This is a genomic window from Paenibacillus vietnamensis (assembly GCF_020169515.1).
GTDB lineage: Bacteria > Bacillota > Bacilli > Paenibacillales > Paenibacillaceae > Pristimantibacillus > Pristimantibacillus vietnamensis.
The window spans coordinates 1-19,407 of sequence record NZ_JAHMHW010000001.1 but is presented as its reverse complement, the minus strand read 5'-3'; the positions used below and the strand labels follow the sequence as shown (position 1 = coordinate 19,407).

The window sequence follows — 19,407 nt, the reverse complement described above, 5'->3', positions numbered from 1 at the left end:
TCAGCCGTTTTGCCGCAAAGCCTCCGGGATAATAGATAATAATATACTAGAGGAAGTTAGGATTTTACTTTCAACTGTTTGCTACAATAAAAGCTATATTCAATAAACAGGAGGCCAATTATACATGGTTAAAGCGCAAATCGCCAAGGGTCCTTTCGAACCCACATTTGAATCGCTCTGGAAATTCGAGTGTCCGGATTGGTTCCGCGACGCGAAGCTGGGCATATGGTCGCACTGGGGCGCACAATCGGTTCCGATGTACGGGGACTGGTACGCCAGGAACATGTATTGCGAGGATTCCGAGCAATACCGGTACCATATTCGCCATTACGGACATCCGTCGAAATTCGGCTATAAAGATATCGTTCAGCTGTGGAAAGCGGAAAAGTTCGATCCGGAATCGCTTATGGATTTGTACGTGGCTGCAGGCGCCAAGTATTTCGTCGCGCAGGCGATGCACCACGACAACTTCTTTAACTACGATTCGAAAATCCACCGCTGGAACTCGGTCAACATGGGACCGAAAAAAGATATTGTAGCGCTATGGAAAGCCGCCGCATCCAGTCGGGGACTTCCTTTCGGGCTAACCGAGCATATGGGAGCAACGTTCAGCTGGTATAAATTCAATAAAGGTCAGGACAAGGAAGGCCCTTACGCGGGCATCCCTTATGACGGCAACGACCCTGCATTCGAAGATTTGTATTTGCCGAACCACGAGCATTACGACCCAAATAATCTGTCGTCTGAGCTAAAGCCTTGGTATACGGATAATACTTGGTGGCATCAGCGCTGGTTCGACGTGATGAAGGAAGTCATCGATCTGTATCAGCCGGATCTGCTGTACTCCGACGGCGGGCTGCCGTTCGCCAGCGCATGGGATAGAGCGTGGGCTCCCCTGGATGACCCTCAGTTCTCAGCCGGACTGCAAGCGGTCGCGCATCTGTACAATACAAATGCAGCGGCAAACGGCGGGGTGAATCGTGCGATTTATAACCAGAAGGACCGCAGGCAGGACGTTTACCGCATCGGAATCCTTGACATTGAGCGCAGCCAGGAGCCTGACATCAAGCCTGAGCCGTGGCAGACGGATACTTGTGTCGGGGATTGGTTCTACCATGTAAAAACCGAATACAAGAAACCGGGGCACGTCATCGAAATTCTGGTCGATATCATTGCCAAGAACGGCAACCTGCTCCTCAATATTCCGCAGAAGCCGGACGGTACGATTGATGACGAATGCAAGCATATCCTGCAAGAGATGGCCAAGTGGATTAGGGTTTGCGAGGAAGGCGTATACGGCACAAGGCCGTTCCGCGTATCGGGCGAAGGTCTTTCCCGCGTCGTCATCGACCATTTCACCGAGGACAGGGTAGCTTGGAATGCCGGCGACTTCCGTTTCACACAAAAAGGAAATACTCTGTATGCTTTCCAAATGCGGTGGCCTGAAGATCATCGCGCCGTCATTCGCACGTTGACTCCGGCAGACCAAGTGAAGTCCGTCCGGCTGCTTGGAGCGGGTGAAGTTCCATTCGAACAGTCGTACGGAGCACTGATCGTCTCGCTGCCGGACAGTCGCCCGACGCCGTACGTTAACTGCTTGGCGATTGAATTAAATGGTTAATCTTAATTTACAAGCAAAGCCGGCTGGCGTTATCCACGCAACCGGCTTTGTTGTTCATTTATCGATGTTAGCTTTCAGTCCTATTATAACTCAGGTCTTCTTATCGATTGGACAAAATCAATACAACTTTAACGTTCATACCGGCATTCAGCGGTATACGAAGATATTTGCCAAATTCATCGTCATGTACCTCAGCTTCCTTCCCGTTCACCATTCCTTTTATCCAAAGAAGACCGGCTTTCACTTTAATTTCGTTATGGTCCGAAGCGGATTGCAAGGTAAATGTTACGGTGTTGTTGTCCCAAATCAGCTCTTTAACCTCCACCCCGGCCCTTGCCATCAGTCCGTTGATCGACCCCGATTTCCATTCGGAAGGCAGCGCCGGAAGAACCTCGATTTCACCGGTATTCGAGAAAAGCAGCGCTTCATTTACGGCTCCTAATGTGCCAAATAAGGTATCCGTGCAATAGCAGTCGTTTCTTCTGTTCGTGTCATGGTCTGTCATCAAGGATGAGTAATAGCCGGAATCCGTCATCATCGGCAGAAGGGAAGAGACAACACCATCGCCGTCCTTTAATCTGGCGCAGACCAATGCCTTGTGCATCCAGCCGTGACCCGCTGTCGCGTCCGATGTATTGTATTTATTCCTATTCTCTACAGCGTTAATTGCAGCCTTCCTCAATTCCAAATTGTTCTGCGTTTCATACGCAGGCCATGCCGGGTAGAGATGGCTCAAATGGCGGTGATCGTTGTTTTCCGTATACTCATTCATTGCCCACTCGCGCAGCGCGCCGTCCTTGTCTACCTTATAATCCGGCAGCAGCGCCAGCAAAGTCTCCCATTTGGCAACCGCAGCTTCATAGCCTTCGCGTTTTATCGCTTTTTCTATGGCGATGACCATATGCAGTCCATCCCGGGCTGCTGAAATATCCATGGTGGCATTAGCCGTGATCGTACTATTGTAACCGATCGGGTGATTTTCCGGCGAATAGGTAGGGATCAACAAATATTTTTCGCCTGGCTTCAGCGCTGTTTTGCCTTTCTCATAACATGCATTGCCGCTTGGATCCGTGTAGTACTCCGGCATACAAAGCTGTTCCCAGAAATTGGCCTGCTTTGTAAGCAGCGGCAGCAAAATATCCTGCTCCAAATCCAGATATCCCTTGCCTACCAACTGTGTGAATTCCTCATCCGTCAGTCCCCCGTCCCTTACGCTAAGAATCTTCTTCAAATCTTGAATCCTCATATTGGGTTGAATCGGAATTTGCCGGTTGCCGTAACATTGCCAATACTCGAAGATCGGAAGCAGGCACCAGCTTGCCCCGGCATTCCAATATTGGAAAGGATAGGCATTGTCGTATTCCACTTGCATCCCGCGGTCGCCGTCCGAGTTGACCGACACCTGAATCGCATCATGCATCCCATAAGACATTCGCGCATTGTATTCGAAATCCAATGTGTTCCTTAGGAAGAATGCGATATACCCAAGCTGCGCGAATGTGAGATGGCCCGTGTTCATAGGAGAAACCTGCAAATTCACGTTGGCATCCAGCGTATAAATCGCACGCCAGCCGGGGTTCCACTCTCCGGTCCACATCCCATACAACCGCGGCGCGCTTGAACCGCTGCAGCAAATCAAGGCATATCGTCCCTGATTGTATATCTGCTCCATAAAAGCATGATTGATTCTGGATTTCGATGTCTTCTGCGCGTTGATAAGCGCCTCGTTGTCCGCGCCCTTGAAATCCTCGTCGCCTTCAAGCGTAAAACGTACGGCGTTAAATTCTGCGGCATGCTTCACGGCATGCGGCGCGAGGGCGGCGTCATAATCGAATTGACCGGAAGAATCCTTATATTTCTCGGCTGCGGCATTCGTATTTTTGAAAAGTTCGTGAATTAGCGCGTATTGCGTCATTCCGGCAAAATCTTCGATCTTCCCCATATCGAATGTCCTGTTCGATTGCGTGATGAGATAGACGGCGTCGGCGCAGGCCACTTCAATGGCCGGGTTCTGTACCGCGCCGACGTTCATCGGTTCATTCGTGTCAGCGAGCTGCACCCGCTTCTTGCTTCCATTAACGACAATAACCTGCGTAAGACCTGCGTATCCTCCGTCGATCAGCTCGCTGCCCGGATAAGACGGATAATGGGCAACCTGTGCGATATAGTCGGCATTCGGGTCCACCAGCTTTTTGTATTGGAGCGCCGTGATCTCAGACATCCCGTCCTGGGCTTTGTACATGCTCGAAATGTCATCGATAGAAATCGTCATGTTAAGCTTAGCGCCGGCAGAGGATCGTTCAATCTTCATAATCGAGATATTGTCTTCTCTGGAAGTAAATGAAGTTCGAATCCACTCGCCGAATTCGTCGGCATAACGCACACCAGTCTCGGCCGTCTCATAATTCGTCCATCGCTCATATTCGGTTACGGTGCCTTTATTCGTCATGTTTAGTCTGAGTTGATGACCCGGATGATAGCCATAGAAGAAGGTTCTCCGCCTTGTCCTTCCGTCCGCGTGGGTTATCTTCCATTGATCGTTCAGCTGAAATACATTTTGTCTCGCATCGGCAAGCTGTCCCGTCAATTCTTCCGGGATCTCCCTTGGATCCGGGGACGGGAAGTTGAACCACATAAATTGGAAAATAATGCTATCCGTATACGGCGATCCTGACATGATGTAACCATTCTCGCCGTTTCCGCTAACCATCCCTTCCCGCCATGCCCGTCCGGGATCTGAGCTTGGCACCTCTGTATAGGTACGAGAATAATTTCCTTTATCGTACACTCGTTTAACATCAGCCGCTTTAGCCATTCCACTACTCCCCTATCTGAAATTAATAGCTTTGGACCTAATTATATCCGGCGGCAGTAGGTTCATGAATCGTTCAAAGCGACATCATAAACAGCAAGATGTCGCAATCGCGCAGGCGTCGTATTGCGTTAAGAATATAACACCTTTAATATGAAAATAAATGAATAAAACCAACAATATCGAATGGGGGAAAGCCCGAATGGAGCTCCCAAAAATAAATGTTGAAAACATGAATGTCAAGCTTTCTTTAGGCGGTTTATTATTAAATGTTTTGTATGTCCATTACGGGTACTTCCATCAATCCTATGTGGAACACAGCCACAGCATGAAAAGCTACGAGCTGCATTATATTCCTTGCGGCCAGGGAATCCTTGCAGCAAACGGCCATAAATATCCGATCTTGCCCGGCACGCTTTACATGACCGGTCCAGATATTGTTCATGAGCAAATTACGGATCTCTCCGACCCAATGGCAGAATACTGTATTTGCTTTGAAGTGCTGGCCCATACGGCTGGCGATGATCCGGATCTTTCCTACATTGCAGAACAATTCGTTCATACGAGCTTCTGGTTCGGTCAGGACAAGCAGAATTTGCTGCAGCTGTTCGAACAGCTCTCCAGCGAAACCTCCAACCGGTATATCGGCTGGTATAGGACCGTTCAGAATATTATCGAACAGATCGTCATCAAGCTGGTCAGAAACTATACGAATAATTATCCGACAACCACTATCATGCCGCTAAAAACGCTAGATGACGAGAGAGTCGTCATCATTGAAAACAGCTTTCGGACCGGTTTTCATGATATAACCGTTCGGACACTCGCGCAGAAGCTTGGCCTAAGCGTGAGACAGACGGAGAGAATCATTCATCATTATTTTGGCATGTCGTTTACACAGATGCTGACAAAGGCTAGAATGACGGCTGCTGCCCATCTTCTTCATACGACCTCCATGTCCGTTAGTGAAATCGCGGAGCATGCCGGCTTTTCTTCATTGGAATCTTTTTGTAACGCGTTCAAGAAGTACCACAGCGTCTCGGCAGGGGATTTTCGCACCTTAAATCGAGGCTAACTTTGTCAGACCTCTAAGTGCGTGTTCAAAAAAGCCGGAATTTCAGGACCGAGAACCGAGAAAGTTCCGAGAAGGCGAAGAAGGATGAGCGGAGTTTAAGCAAACGCGGTCCATTAAATTACCTTTATGAGATAGGTTTGCCTGCCTCCGAGGAACTGACACCGGGTGAATTCAGAAGAAATCATACGGCCCTCGATCGATAGTCTATAGTGTACGCACTTTCTCCTTTGGTTTATAGATTGAGCCGCTGAACTTGGTCAACACAAAAACCAGCCTCGCTCCGATAACGTTCGAAGCTAAGGCCGATTAATGAAGGTTTATATTTGATTGCTATGGTGCTCTTCAAGCATCCTCCACTTCTGCCAAATCACGAGGGTTTGTGGAGCTCAGTTGCCGTCCTGCAAAATACTTCTTCACAACGGAATAAGCCAGCTTCGGTCTGCGGTACCGGTCGACGATCCCCTTGCTGTTCTGCGTTCCCGCGCGGGTCAGCAGCCACCCCGTACCTTCCGTTACCCTGCAATCGCAAAATTGCCAGATCAGCATGCCGGACAAGAACGGGACGGACGTATACGCCGCCAAATTGCTTTCGATAATATCGGCATGACGCTCCTCGGTTCCTTTCACCCGGCTCGGGTCGCGATAACCGTAATAGCCGTCACCGCCGAATTCGCTCATAATCATCGGCTTTCCAAATCCGCCGGCCTCATCCGCCCAAAGTCTCGCCTGCTTGACAAGCTCCAGCGGATCCTCATCTCCGTACCAGAGCGGATACAAGTTGAACGAGACGATATCCGCAAGATCGAAGCAAAGCTCGCGATCGCGGTGATGCGAAGCAAAGCTTAGCAGCCTTGACGAATCCATCGCCCGGATTTGCTCAAGCTGCGTCCGGTACATCTCCCGGCCTTCCGGCGAATCGCTTGCACATTCGTTCAGTATAGCCCAGATGATGATGCTCGGATGGTTGAAATGGTTCTCCACCATCTCCCGGTTGCAATCCTCGCATTGCTTGGCGAACAAAGGATGCTTCATTTGCTCCAGACTTAGGCCCCGCGCATGATTTTCTTCCCATACGAACAAGCCCCGCTCATCGCACAAATCAAGAAACCGTTCGTCGTTCGGATAGTGGCTGGTCCGTACGGTGTTGGCTCCCATGTCCAGCATCAATTCGATGTCGTGCACCATAAGCTGGTAAGGAATAGCGGCTCCTGCCAGCGCATGATCCTCGTGCCGGTTGAAGCCCTTCAGAACAACGTCCTCGCCGTTAACCTGGATGCGCCCGCTCTCCGTTGTCACCGTGCGAAATCCGACCCGCTCTATCAAATCATCCACGGGAGCTTCCTCCCCTTCTTCATACAGACGCACCTTCAGCAGATAAAGCTTAGGATCACCCGCCGACCACGGAGTAACGCCAGGGAACGGTTCCGTAATCGGAATCTCGACAGTTTCACCCGGCATCACGCTTGCCTCGCCTGCGGCAATGTCCCAACCCGCCAGACTGAGCTGCAGCCGTGCGCGGCGAGCTCGTTGTCCGATATTCCGTACATAGAGGCTGATCGAGCCCTGCCAGCCATCAGCCGAACGAATCGGCGTAAACGCGATTCGTTCGATGAACAACTCTTGCAGCAGCTCAATGGCCGCAGGGCGGATCAAGCCGCCATACGTATAATAATCGTTCGGAACATGGAGCGCGGATGATTCGCCGAACGAATTGTCCACGATCACTGCAACCTCATGCGTTCCCGGTTCGACATCCGGAATGACAACGGCAAACGGCGTATAGGCATTATAATGGTCCCCTACCGGAATTCCGTCAAAGAATACGTTAGCTGTATGGCTCACGCCTTTGAAAACAAGCCGAATGGGGCCTTTCCGCGATATTTCTACGGTGCGCCGGTATACGCCTTTCCCCTGATAGGTCGCAAACTGTGGATGCATCTCCCAACACCCGGGCACGGGCATCCGGTATTCGTAGCACGACGGCAATCCCTCAATTCCGTTAATCGGTTGGAAATCCCAATCGCCTTCCAGTTCCTGAACATCGCGTATTTCATTCGTTCTAAACAGTCGCAGCATTGGATATTCCTCCAAACTCTTGATCTAACTCAACGATTTCAACCGCATAGGGGTCCATGCATAAATCAGGACCAACGCTTGTCTCCTGCAGAAGGCTCCTATACGTGCCCTTCAGCTCAACTGTTTGCTGCTTTTGCGTCAAATTCAACAGGAACAAATAATTCGAGTTTCCTTTCCGGCGAATCGAAATTTGCACGCCCTCCGGCAAACCGGTAAGTCGGGATAGACCCGCGCTATCCGCAGCCTTCCCGAACAACTCCAGGTAGAAGCTTTCCTCGGCAACGATACCCATATAGTATACTTTGCCCTTCCCATAGGAATGAACCGTCACAGCCGGTTTACCCGCATAGAAATCGTCCTCATACCAAGCAACCGTCTCAGCGCCCGCAGGCTCCAGAACATCGCACCATTGACTGCACGAATACGTCTTTCCGTCCAGCATGCGGATCGTATGCACGTCATGGCCGACGGGGTCGTATTCCGATACGGTTACGCCCGCAGCCTCGGCTAGATGAGCAGGCAGCGGATGAATCCAACATACGTTGCTCATATTTTTTACGCCGGTACGATTCGTCAAAATTAAGGTGGCTCCGTTCTTCACGCAATTCTTCAGCTTATCCGCCAGTTTTTCATCCATCAAATAGAGCGACGGCGCAACAATAAGGCGATACTTGTCCAGATCGTCCGTTGTATTCACCACATCCGTCAGAATGCCCGATTTGGTCAGAGCCCGGTGATAAAGCTTCAGATTGTCGAAATAATTCATGCCTTCTGCCTGAGGTTGAATCTCGAACGCATTGTACAAATCATGCGAATGGAGAACGGCAGCCTCGCCGAGCACCTCTGATTCAGCCAGGACAGGAGAAAGCCGGTTCACTTCATCGCATAACATCCGGTATTCCTCGAATCGTCTGCCGGGTACATTGCTATGGTCGATTAATCCGTGCCAAAACTGTTCGGCGCCAAACGGAGCGCTTCGCCAACGGAAATGGACGAGCGTGTCGGCGCCGCGGGCCAAACATTGCCAAGCGAAGGCCCGAATAAATCCGGGCTGCGGGGTCCGCCACATCGGAAACCAGCATCCGGGAGGACCGCTTATCGTTTCCATGATCCAGAAATTTTGTCTCTTGATACCCCGGGTTAAATCGAGCGTTAATGCGCCGTTGTATCCGCCTGAAACCGCTTTCTCCGGGCTCGTGCCCGGGTAATAATCAAGGGAAGCAAAGTCCAATTCCTCGCAAAGCTTGTAATAGTCGAGAGACATCGGATAGCTCCAAATATTATGCGTGACAAAATGGTCCGGGCAATATTTTCGCAGAATATTTAATTGCAATCGTTGAAATTCCACTACGGATTCGGTTTCGAACCGCTTCCAGTCGAGCAAAAAAGACGGATTCCTGAATTTTGTGCCGCCAAGCGGTGTAGTGATTTGCTCCCAGGAGCTATATTCACCGCTCCAGACAACCGTACCCCAATCCTGATTCAAGGCATCCAAAGTACCGTACTTCTTCGACAGCCATTCGCGAAACCGGTTGTTGCAATTCTCGCAATGACACTCGTTCAGGCTGAACTCATTATCGATCTGCCAACCGATCACCGCCGGGTGATTGGCATAATGAGAGGCCAGCTTCTCCACGATTTTCGCCGAAAATAAACGCATGGAAGGACTGTTGTAGCAGCGATGACCGCGAATGCCCGGATAACGCGAATTCAGCATAGCGTCGCGGGGAAGCACATCCGGAAAGCGCTCCACGAGCCAATTAGGAGGCGTGCAGGATGGCGTGCCGATGACGACATGGATACCGTATTTATAGAAGACATCGATTGCATCATCGAGCCAGCCGAACTCATACCGGCCTTCCTCCGGCTCCAGACGTGACCAAGCGAATTCGGCCACACGAATCAGGCTGACTCCCGTCTCCCGCATCAGCCTTGCATCCTGCTTCCACATCGAGCGCTCCCAGTGCTCCGGATAATAGTCAACACCCATTCTCAATTCATATCCACCCCTATATCCCAATACTTTCACATCAAATTATAGAGCACTGGATCATAATGAACCATCATTTTCAGGTCATGGAATAGCATGATATAGCCTCTATGATGTAGAGCGCCGAATTGAAGGAAACCGTCAAATAATTTGACGGTTTCGTAATTTTCTACCGTTTGACAGCCATAAGCTGCTCAAGCAGCACCTTATCATTCATTTCAGATATATCTCGGTTGTAAAATACATTTGTAACATCCCATAGAACCGGGGTAATTCCTCGGGAATAAGCGGCCTCGTTCACCGACGTGAGATAGAGCCGTATCATTTCTTGCGTCTTATTTTTTGTAGCTACACCAAACTCCCCCATAATAACGGGGATGCCTTCGTCGATGAAACGTGTTTTCACCATGTCCATGAGCTTGTTCAGCTCGGCGAAGTCTTCATTCGTCCCCCATTCCGGATCCGCTTTTCCCCAATCCGCATCCTCATCCAGGATGGCGAATGTTGGAGGCGTGTAATAATGGATCGATACCGCACTGCGATTTTGGGGATCGTTTGGCATCTTATAAAGTTCATCAACGGTCTTCTCGATATCCGTTATATAACCGGCAATCAACAGGTGGCGTCGGTTATTGTTGCCTCCGGAACCGCGCACAATATCTACAAATGTCTGATTGATCTCATTCACCAGCGAATAAGCTTCTTCTTTGCCGTTAGTGCCGGCGTAATAATTCCATAAATTAAGCCAATTACCTTCCTCATTGAAAGACTCGAGCATCAGATAATCGTCATAGCTTTTAAATGAATCCGCCAGCTGTGTCCATATACGTGTATATCTGTACATCGATTCTTCTTTTTCTGTCGGAAATTTCTCAAACCAGCCGCCGTCCCAGTGAAGATTCAGTATAATATACAAACCGCTGTCCAGTGCCCAATCTACAACTTCTTTTACCCGGGCCAGATAGTCGGGATGGATCGTGTAATCCTCGCCCATCATATTGGACCACGAAACGGGAATTCGAAGGACGCCAAAACCTTCGTTGGCATAACCTTTAATCATTTCCTCCGTAATAATGGGACTTCCCCAGGCCGTTTCATAACTTGTAACACTGATGCCGCTAATCCAGTCGCCTGTGGACTCAAACGTGTTGCCCAAATTAATGCCGATTCCCATTTCCTTGACAAGCTCCATTGTTGTGATCTCCCGCATTGGCGCGCCTTGTTCATCCTTGGAGCAAGCCGCTAGCATTGAAAGCACTGTAATTAATAGAATGATTAAATTCTTTTTCATTTGCACTCCTTTTCCCCAACTTTTTTTAAAATTATAATATACGTCGTTTGTAAGCCCGATAGCTAAACGCGCATATTAGGGTATCATTTTCTGCAAACCTATGAATTTATAATGCCTATCATTGTTGCTTTTGACTAAGTTCGTCATAGCGGAACGTGCAAATCGATGTTATGCTAAATAAATAGGATGAAAGGAAGCAGATTTCATGGAATTACACGTAATCGGATATAATCATTCCCATGACAAAACCTTTGCGATCGATCGCCCAAATGGCATTGGAAGCTGTTGGATTCTATTACTAATCAAAACGCCAGCCGTCTTTATGCAAAACGATAAAGAAGTAATCACGAAGGAAAATTCCTTTATTCTGTATACCGGCGATGCCCCCCAGCATTATCGTACATATGGTGATAAGTACGTGGACGACTGGTTCTATTTCAGTGTTGACGACGAGGATAAGGAATTTATCGGCAAACTTAATATTCCCTACAACACGATTACGTGGTTAGGGGATATTTCTGAGATATCATCAATTGTACAGAAAATGACTTATGAATTTTATACGGCGGGTCCTTACAGTATGGATGCTGTCAAGCATTATTTGAATATTTTCTTTATTATGCTCAGCCGCAAACTTCATATGGGGCTTCACTTTCCATCGGTAAAGATTTCTGCAAAATATACAAATATGATTAACGTTCGCATCCGAATTCGCAGCAACCCTGTGTCAATCCCCTCTGTAAAAGAGTTGGCTTATGAACTATCCATGAGCTTGTCGAGTTTCCAGCACACCTACAAAAAAATGTTCGGCGTCAATGTGATGACCGACATTATTCATAGCCGCCTTCAATGTGCCAAAGCTCTGCTGGCAACAACAGATTTAACGCTGGACTCGATTGCTGTGCAAAGCGGATACAGCAATGCCTTCCATCTTATGAGACAATTTAAAGAGAAATTCGGGCTTACACCAACAGAATATAGGAAGCAGCACAAATAAGCCCCGTCAATTTGACGGGGCTTTTTTCAGCACCATTCATTCATAGTTATTTATGGACTGTTGAAAGAATTCTTGTTCTCTCCATTGTGTGGGAGTCATATTAAAGTGTTTTTTAAACAGCTTCGAAAATTCCATCTGATTGTCATATCCGACACTACCCGCAACTTCTTTAATGGTCATACTGCTTTTTTTGAGTGACTGTGAAGCCGTCTCCATTTTAAGAGAAATGATAAACTGCTGTGTGCTTATGCCGCAAATGCTTTTGAAGATACGTGCCAGATGGCTGCGGTCTATGTTTAAAAAATGTGCAATTTCAAAAACGGATATCCTTTTGTGAACATTGCTTCTTATATAGTTTTTTGCATTCGAGACATATGTTTCTGCCGTATTCTCATCTTTCTTTAATAATTTACCCTTCGTAAGTGCCGCAATAAATGGCCAAAAATGGCTCATGATTGTTTCAAAATCAGACCAGCCTAAATCGATTATATTTTTAAGTGCGTTTCCGACGCCATTATCGTCATTTATAACGTGGTTTTCGTGTGAGAAACCTGTCACAGCCATTATCTTTTCCGAAAAGCTGCCGTCAAACTCAATCCAGCGATACAGCCACGGCTCATTGTCATCCGCCTTATAATAGGCCGTTTGTTTCGGATAAATCAGAAAAAACTGTCCTGCATGTACTTTATAAGCTTTGTTATTAATATGCAATTCGCCTTGCCCGCTGTATATGTAATGGATTAAATAGAAGTTACGCACTGCAGGTCCGAAGGAATATCCGTTATCACACTGCTGTTCACCATATTGCATGGGATAAATATCGGATGAGATTAAAGGGCTTTTTGCATAATAGAGTTTCATTGAAATCAGCTCCCGAAGATAATATATCACATTTCCCCATAATCACTCGATAAAAACATATTTATTAACACATTAATTTGTCCTATCATAACAATCAAAATGCGACTTACGAGGAGGATTTCTTATGGTAAAAGTATCGGCTAGAGCTACATCAAGGACTGCGCCGGACGAGATCACGGATCCTGACTATATGTTTCCGGCGTTCTCAAACGGTAAGGTGCTTTTAAATAAAAAGCAGGGACGCCTTCCTGCCATGGGCTGGAACAGTTGGAACGCTTTTGGCAGCAAGAACAACGAGGCACTTACAAAGGCAATGGCAGAAGCAATGGTTGATTTGGGACTTGCGGATCTGGGATACAAGTATGTCGTGCTCGATGACGGCTGCTATAAGTCCGAACGCGTAAACGGATTGCTTTCTAATGAAACGATTAAATTTCCAAGCGGCTTTAAGGCATTATCCGATTTCATCCGCAGCAAGGGACTTAAATTCGGCATGTACAACGATATAGGTACTCATCTTTGTGCAGGCTCTGCGGTAGGCACTTGCGGCTTTGAGGATGTCGACACGAGGTCTTATATAGACTGGGGGGTTGACTTTATAAAGGTTGATAACTGCTACTACCTTTGGGACAATGCAACGTTCTCAGACTCAACAAATGCCAAATATTCCTATGCCCCGAATATCAGAAGCATAACGGTTACGGGTGAAGAACTGGAGATAACATTAAGTGCTGTAAAGGACGGTGTGCTTCGAGGCCAGGGCGCATCAAAAAACAGGGGCGACTATGTGACAAATATCGGTACATTCGACGGAACAAACGTGGGTACAACACCTGTGGGCGACCGCTGGAGCGAGCTTGAGTTTACCGTGAACGCGCCGGCAAGCGGAAAATACGCCATAACCGTAAATTACGCAAGCGGTGAGGAGAATGGCACTGGACGCTGGCTTCAGCTTGCCGTAGGAAACGCAGATCATGAAACCCGATATTTTGATAATCTGCTCCCTCTTACCCAAAGTACAGCTGCCTTTGCAGATTCGGAAGAAATAACGGTATTCTTAAATGAGGGAGAAAATATCATACGTCTTATGAACCACAGAAGGCAGGAAAATACCCTTAATTCCTATGCGGCTTTGCTCGAGGGCTTGAACATGGCTGACCCTAATCATGATATTGTTTTCTCAATCTGTGAATGGGGTAAAACGCAGCCTCATAACTGGGGATATAAGGTTGGAGACTCCTGGCGTATTCTTAATGATATAACCTTCAGTGTCGGCTCCGATGGCAATCCGGGCTCCGCCGAATGGAGTTCAAACCATACCGCAAGCATTACCTCGCAGTACAGCAAGGCGGTTATTATGGACGAGTTTGCCGGACTTGACAAGGGGTGGAACGATCCCGATATGCTCGTAATCGGTATGAACGGAATTACAACTACCATGAGTAAAACGCATATGACGATGTGGTGTATGATGAATTCTCCGATTATGCTAGGAATGGATTTAAGACGGGTTGCAAAGGGTGACGAGCTATGGATGATTATTGCGAACAAAGATGTAATCGCATTGAATCAGGATCCCCTTGGTATTCAGGCCAAAAGAATTTACTGCTCTATCGATAATACTAATCCCGATACGGCCTATATTGCCAATACCAACCGTATTGATATTCTTGTCAAGCCCCTTGCGAACGGAGATATTGCCATATCCTTTATTAATCTCAGCGACTCAAGAGATACGAAGGAGCATTCCGTTGATGTAAGCCGCATTATCGATTATGTTGGGCATAAAATGATGGATGCCGAAAAATTTAAAAATGCTGCAAGCTATCGCTTAAAGGATTTGTGGACAGGCGAGATTACAACGAGCATTTCAAAGACCTTCTCTGTTACAGGCATTGACGCCTATGACAATGTTACCATAAGAGTTACTCCTGTATAACCTGAGAACTTCACCCGAATAATAGGAGAAAAGGAATGGAAACAGTAGACTTTGATGCGGAAGCCAAACCTCATCCCGAGGATCCTATTACTACTGAACAGTTTGTGACCATGGTCATTAGAAGCAATAAAGGCCATATAGAGCCAACGCGCGGCAGCTGGTCATCAGGGTATATGGATTACGCGTTGCATAAGGGAATAATCGAGGACTATGATCTAACAAACATAAGCAAACCCATTGAGCGCCGTTCCGCTGCAAGAATCGTTCATGAGGCGCTTTTAACAGAATTCGGAGAAAGAGATGAGTACGAATGGTCGGCGGCAGAACATCTTAGGGACTTATATTCCTGCCATACCTGCGTTATGCATATAGCGCAGGTGTATGTGAAAGGGATAATGCTTGGGCGTGACCCTAACCTGTTCGATGTTGTGGGCGGCTTAACTCATGCGGAAGCTGCAGCAGTTGTTGTAAGAATGCTTGATAGGGAGCAGCGTATTCCTCAGAAGGAGGGCAGAGTATTTCAAAGTAAATGTCTGACCCCCGATGAAGCATGGGCGCTGATGGTAAATGATCCTGCTGCCATGCTAATAGATGTGCGGACTCATGAGGATTACCAAACAGGGCATATCCAGGATAGCATTTGTATACCGGTACAGGACATCTCCAATAACCCGTTCTCGGTATGTGCGAGAAAGGCTACTCCATTAATCCTTTACTGTCAAAAGGGGTATAAGAGTTCTTTAGCGGCACAAACCCTTATAGATGCAGGCTATAGCAGAATCTACACGATTCCAGGTATAGAGCGGTATCCGTATACAATCTGTCGAGTACAAGAATAACATCCATCGTAATAGCCCCCATCTTGATGACAAGGTGGGGGCTGGTTTGACGTTCACGCGAATCCACATAGCATTTCTTGAATCGTCGTCAGCTAGCCCAGTTTTGAAATAATCAACTTTAAATTGACTTTGACCAGCAATGCGTCTTGTGCTACTCATCCATGCATTAATGCTATTGCAGGAACTGTAATGTTTTTTAGCTCCCAAATAGTACACCTCCTGAAGCTTTAAGCTTCTTCCCATTTCATATAAACATTAAAGTTACCATAGATCGTTGTTCCGCCGTTTTCCTCATATACATCGGCGAAATAAGTCTATAATATGCTAAAGGATGGCTAGATAATCAAGGCGGGTTCTAACTGATCACGATTATAATTTGAATTGCGCAGTATTGAAAACGCTTACCGAAAGCGGTTGCTAGAGCGTTCTGTAGAAGCGAATTAGGAGGCGATTGGCGAAGTGTTATTCTTTTCCAACTATATAAAAATAAAGAGGTGATTTAATGTCAAAATTTACGTTCAAGTCCGGCAAATTATTAATGATTGCATTTGTTTTTATGTTTACAACCGTTTTTACAAGCTTGGGTTCTGTAGCATCTGCGGCTAATATGACATGGGATTTCACACAATATAGCGCCACTCAGATTACTTCGGCAATGGGTGCAGGATGGAATTTAGGAAACGCATTGGATGCTAATATTAACGGTGTTCCTAACGAAACATCTTGGGGTAATCCCGTTATCACAAAAGCGTTAATTCAAAAGGTAAAAGCAGCAGGGTTTAAATCCATTAGGATCCCGGTTACGTATATGAAAAAAATCGGTCCTGCACCGAATTACACCATTGATTCTGCGTATCTGGCCAGAGTGAAAGAAGTTGTTGATTATGCTTACAGCGAGGGCCTGTTTGTCATTCTCAATATTCACCATGATGGCGCTCACTCTACAACCCCCAATACCCCGTCAGATAATTGGTTGTTACCGAATGCAAGCGATCAGAATACGATTCGAGACAAATATAAAAAGGTTTGGCAGCAGATTGCCAATACATTCGTCGATTACAACGAGCATTTGATCTTCGAATCTATGAACGAAGTATTCGATGGGGTGAATTATAGCGGGTCACAGCCTAACCTTACGGTTTATTCAAACATTAATACGTTGAATCAAATCTTTGTGGACACCGTGAGACTGACCGGCGGAAACAATGCGGCAAGATGGCTGTTGATTCCAGGTTGGAATACGAACATTGATTACACGGCAGGCAACAATGGTTACACGGGCTTTGTGCTTCCAACAGACAATAACAGATCAAGTACAGTTCCTAGCTCGGAGAAGAGGATCATGATTTCTGTACATTATTACGATCCTTACTTCTTCTCTTTAGTAGAAAACGAAGGCGCTACCCAATGGGGAGCAACAGCCGACCCTGCCAAAAAAGACTCTGGGGGACAGGAAGCTCACTTGGAATCACAATTCAAATCCATGTACGATAAGTTCGTAACACAAGGGTATGCTGTAGTCATCGGAGAATACGGCGCAATCGATAAGTCGGCTCTTGACTCGTCCAACAATACCTATCGTGCAATTTGGACAAAAGCAGTTGTCTCAACAGCGAAGAAGTATAGCTTAGTTCCTGTATGGTGGGATAATGGATCCAATTTTGGATTGATTAACAGAAATAACCTCACAATAATACAGCAAGGAATCATCGATGGCATCATGAGCGGAATAGGTAATTATTATAGGATCGTCAACCGCAATAGCGGCAAGGTTCTGGATGTATCTGGCTACTCAACTGCTGATGGCGCCGCTGTAAATCAGTATACGTATTCTGGCGGCTACAATCAGCAATGGGAATTGCTTAATGTCGGACTTAACAATTATCAACTTATAAATCGTAATAGCGGCAAGGTTCTGGAAATCGGGGGTTGGTCTTCTTCTGACGGAGCTACAGCTCAACAATGGGCACATTCCGGTCTTGGCGGCTATAATCAACAGTGGCAGATGATTGATGTAGGCGGTGGTTATTTCGAATTTAAAAATGCTGCAAGCGGCAAGTATCTGGAAGTATTAGGTTGGTCTACTAATGATAGTGCACCCGTTGGTCAATGGTCATTAGGCAATCAGTATAACTTTAATCAGCAATGGCAGTTGGTTCCGATTAACTAAATAAAACCCAAAGAAACGTAAAAACAACGAGTGTGGAAGCGGTAGTGAACGTAAGAGTCAAATAGCTCCCATTGCTAGGCTAGGTGGGGGCTATTTCGTATTATTAGGTCAGCCTGAGATTTCTGGTTGGCCTATTTTTATGGCTGTTCTATAGTGGCGATGGCCGGGGGAACGTAGGGCTATTAGGGGCATTGACTCCGTACGTCAAACTGTTCTCCCACTATCACCAATAAACCATATTTAACCAAAAACCCTCCATTGCCATGGAGGTTATTAGTCATTCCAAGACATTAAGCTTGACAAGTATTAGCTGGTTTGACGCTTACTTGCTTCGCCCTTGTTCAACGGTGTTTTGTCCGGGTGAAATCGAAAAAGGCACCAGGGCTTCATAATGAAGCGACCCGGTACCTTACCAAGATTTTTGTTATATTTAGAAAACTATCACTTGCTATCGCAGCCTCTTCGTTTCGCCTGCCGCAATACGGACGGCTTCTCCGTCTGCGCTAAACCAAACCTCAAGGGCATTCGGATTATGCACCATGCTTCGATCAACCGTGAAGCGGAGCGATTTGAGCGCATTTTGATAGGATACAATGTCCGTCATCGACGCTTTCCAGATCGACTTCTCGCCGCCGAGCAGTTCGCCTGCCCTGTCCACCAGCTCCCAGTTATCATCGTTGTCGAATTCGTAGCTGTGGCCCCAGATGAACAATAGCTCCATGCGGCTAAACCAGCTATTAGAAGCCAGCAACTGTTCGATTTTCTCCAACATGTCCTTGTGGTGGCAGGTCGGATGCCATCTCAGCGGATCATCCGGCATGTGGAAGCCGCCATGGCTCTGGACGGTGCGGGCATATTCGATACCGATCGCCGGCAGCGAACGCACAACGCGGTCGTTCCAGGAATGGATGCGTGACGGTATGGGCCGAAATCTCGTGGCCGCGAAATAAGTCCGCCGCTTCTTCGGCACTGATGTATCCTTCCTGGCCTAATTTGCCGGAATTCAGATGGAACGTTCCTTTGAGGCCATATCGGTTAAATGCCTGCACCAGCCTCCTGTCTTGCTCGCGGCCATCGTCAAAACTAAACACGACCGCCTTGCCAAGCCCTCCCGGAAACCGGTCAAATCCAATGCTCACGTTTCCCACTATGAATCCTCCTCGAGCGAGTACTGCATTACAACGATAATAACACACTACCAATAGTAGACCTTGATTTTCAAGACATGAAATAGCATGATATAGACATTTCACCCGAAATACCTCCGGACCATTCCGGCCGGAGGTATCACGGTTTAAGGTATAGCAGCCTAGTTCATTACTTTGCGAATCATGACAGCAGCTTGCGCGCGTGTCAGCAGCTGATTTGGATGGAGGTAGCCATCATATCCGCGGATAACTCCCGCTTCCACCAATGCAGCGACGCCGTCCTTAGCATAGGATGAAATGTCCTGGCTATCGCGGAATTGCATGTTTGCCGCATCGCCCGGCGGCAATTCAATACCTGCTGCCGCCATTGCCCGCTGCGCCATTACGATCGCTTCCTGACGCGTTATAGAATCATCCGGGCGGAACCGATTGTTCAGGTCGCCTTTCACGATCCCAAGCGCTTTCGCCAACGCAAGCGCTTCGCTGTAATACGACTCCGTATTCGTATCTACGAATGCCGCCGCTGTTGCCTCTTGGCCCTCTGCAGCGTTATCCAGCTCCAGGGCGCGCATCAGCATCAGCAAATAA

The 19,407-nt window shown here is 47.3% G+C and carries 14 protein-coding genes; 6 read left to right on the top strand and 8 right to left on the bottom strand.

Annotated elements, in window-relative coordinates:
- The first annotated feature begins 124 nt into the window (after nucleotides 1–124).
- Nucleotides 125–1,621, top strand: coding sequence for an alpha-L-fucosidase (locus tag KP806_RS00065; RefSeq protein ID WP_224721524.1), 1,497 nt, complete (start codon nucleotides 125–127; stop codon nucleotides 1,619–1,621).
- 100 nt (nucleotides 1,622–1,721) lie between these two features.
- Here the strand turns inward: KP806_RS00065 and KP806_RS00060 are convergent, their stop codons facing one another.
- Complete coding sequence (locus tag KP806_RS00060) at nucleotides 1,722–4,436, bottom strand: glycosyl hydrolase family 95 catalytic domain-containing protein (RefSeq protein WP_224721523.1); 2,715 nt, start codon at nucleotides 4,434–4,436, stop codon at nucleotides 1,722–1,724.
- A gap of 199 nt (nucleotides 4,437–4,635) precedes the next feature.
- Between KP806_RS00060 and KP806_RS00055 the strand changes: the two genes are divergently transcribed.
- Entirely contained in the window at nucleotides 4,636–5,508 is an 873-nt protein-coding gene (locus KP806_RS00055) for an AraC family transcriptional regulator (protein ID WP_224721522.1), read from the top strand.
- Nucleotides 5,509–5,850: 342 nt separating this feature from the next.
- Here KP806_RS00055 and KP806_RS00050 read toward each other — a convergent pair whose 3' ends face one another.
- The 3 genes from KP806_RS00050 to KP806_RS00040 all read right to left on the bottom strand — a co-directional run bounded on the left by KP806_RS00050 (nucleotide 5,851) and on the right by KP806_RS00040 (nucleotide 10,865).
- Nucleotides 5,851–7,584 (bottom strand): glycoside hydrolase family 2 protein, encoded by a 1,734-nt coding sequence (locus KP806_RS00050; RefSeq protein ID WP_224721521.1) that lies wholly within the window; start codon nucleotides 7,582–7,584, stop codon nucleotides 5,851–5,853.
- Complete coding sequence (locus KP806_RS00045; RefSeq protein WP_224722388.1) at nucleotides 7,568–9,574, bottom strand: beta-galactosidase; 2,007 nt, start codon at nucleotides 9,572–9,574, stop codon at nucleotides 7,568–7,570. Before KP806_RS00045 ends, KP806_RS00050 begins: the two co-directional genes overlap by 17 nt.
- A gap of 169 nt (nucleotides 9,575–9,743) precedes the next feature.
- Nucleotides 9,744–10,865 carry a glycoside hydrolase family 5 protein gene (locus KP806_RS00040; protein WP_224721520.1) on the bottom strand — a complete coding sequence of 374 codons (1,122 nt, stop codon included), beginning with the start codon at nucleotides 10,863–10,865 and terminating at the stop codon, nucleotides 9,744–9,746.
- A gap of 205 nt (nucleotides 10,866–11,070) precedes the next feature.
- Here KP806_RS00040 and KP806_RS00035 point away from each other — a divergent pair, with 205 nt between their 5' ends.
- A complete protein-coding gene (locus tag KP806_RS00035) occupies nucleotides 11,071–11,862 on the top strand; it encodes an AraC family transcriptional regulator (protein ID WP_224721519.1) in 792 nt (263 codons plus the stop codon).
- Nucleotides 11,863–11,898: 36 nt separating this feature from the next.
- Here KP806_RS00035 and KP806_RS00030 read toward each other — a convergent pair whose 3' ends face one another.
- Nucleotides 11,899–12,723 carry an AraC family transcriptional regulator gene (locus KP806_RS00030; protein ID WP_224721518.1) on the bottom strand — a complete coding sequence of 275 codons (825 nt, stop codon included), beginning with the start codon at nucleotides 12,721–12,723 and terminating at the stop codon, nucleotides 11,899–11,901.
- Nucleotides 12,724–12,847: 124 nt separating this feature from the next.
- Between KP806_RS00030 and KP806_RS00025 the strand changes: the two genes are divergently transcribed.
- The 3 genes from KP806_RS00025 to KP806_RS00015 all read left to right on the top strand — a co-directional run bounded on the left by KP806_RS00025 (nucleotide 12,848) and on the right by KP806_RS00015 (nucleotide 17,671).
- On the top strand, nucleotides 12,848–14,662 hold the full coding sequence (locus tag KP806_RS00025; protein ID WP_224721517.1) for an alpha-galactosidase: 1,815 nt from the start codon (nucleotides 12,848–12,850) through the stop codon (nucleotides 14,660–14,662).
- Between the two features lie 35 nt (nucleotides 14,663–14,697).
- Nucleotides 14,698–15,501, top strand: coding sequence for a rhodanese-like domain-containing protein (locus tag KP806_RS00020; protein ID WP_224721516.1), 804 nt, complete (start codon nucleotides 14,698–14,700; stop codon nucleotides 15,499–15,501).
- A gap of 502 nt (nucleotides 15,502–16,003) precedes the next feature.
- Entirely contained in the window at nucleotides 16,004–17,671 is a 1,668-nt protein-coding gene (locus KP806_RS00015; RefSeq protein ID WP_224721515.1) for a cellulase family glycosylhydrolase, read from the top strand.
- Nucleotides 17,672–18,119: 448 nt separating this feature from the next.
- On the opposite strand, the gene KP806_RS27895 is transcribed toward KP806_RS00015, so the two are convergent.
- The 3 genes from KP806_RS27895 to KP806_RS00005 form a co-directional block, all read right to left on the bottom strand.
- Entirely contained in the window at nucleotides 18,120–18,491 is a 372-nt protein-coding gene (locus KP806_RS27895; RefSeq protein ID WP_397376337.1) for a hypothetical protein, read from the bottom strand.
- Complete coding sequence (locus KP806_RS27890) at nucleotides 18,481–18,720, bottom strand: polysaccharide deacetylase family protein (protein WP_397376348.1); 240 nt, start codon at nucleotides 18,718–18,720, stop codon at nucleotides 18,481–18,483. The genes KP806_RS27895 and KP806_RS27890 overlap by 11 nt, the downstream gene beginning before the upstream one ends.
- A gap of 260 nt (nucleotides 18,721–18,980) precedes the next feature.
- A partial coding sequence (locus KP806_RS00005; RefSeq protein ID WP_224721514.1) for an S-layer homology domain-containing protein occupies nucleotides 18,981–19,407 on the bottom strand: 427 nt, incomplete at its 5' end.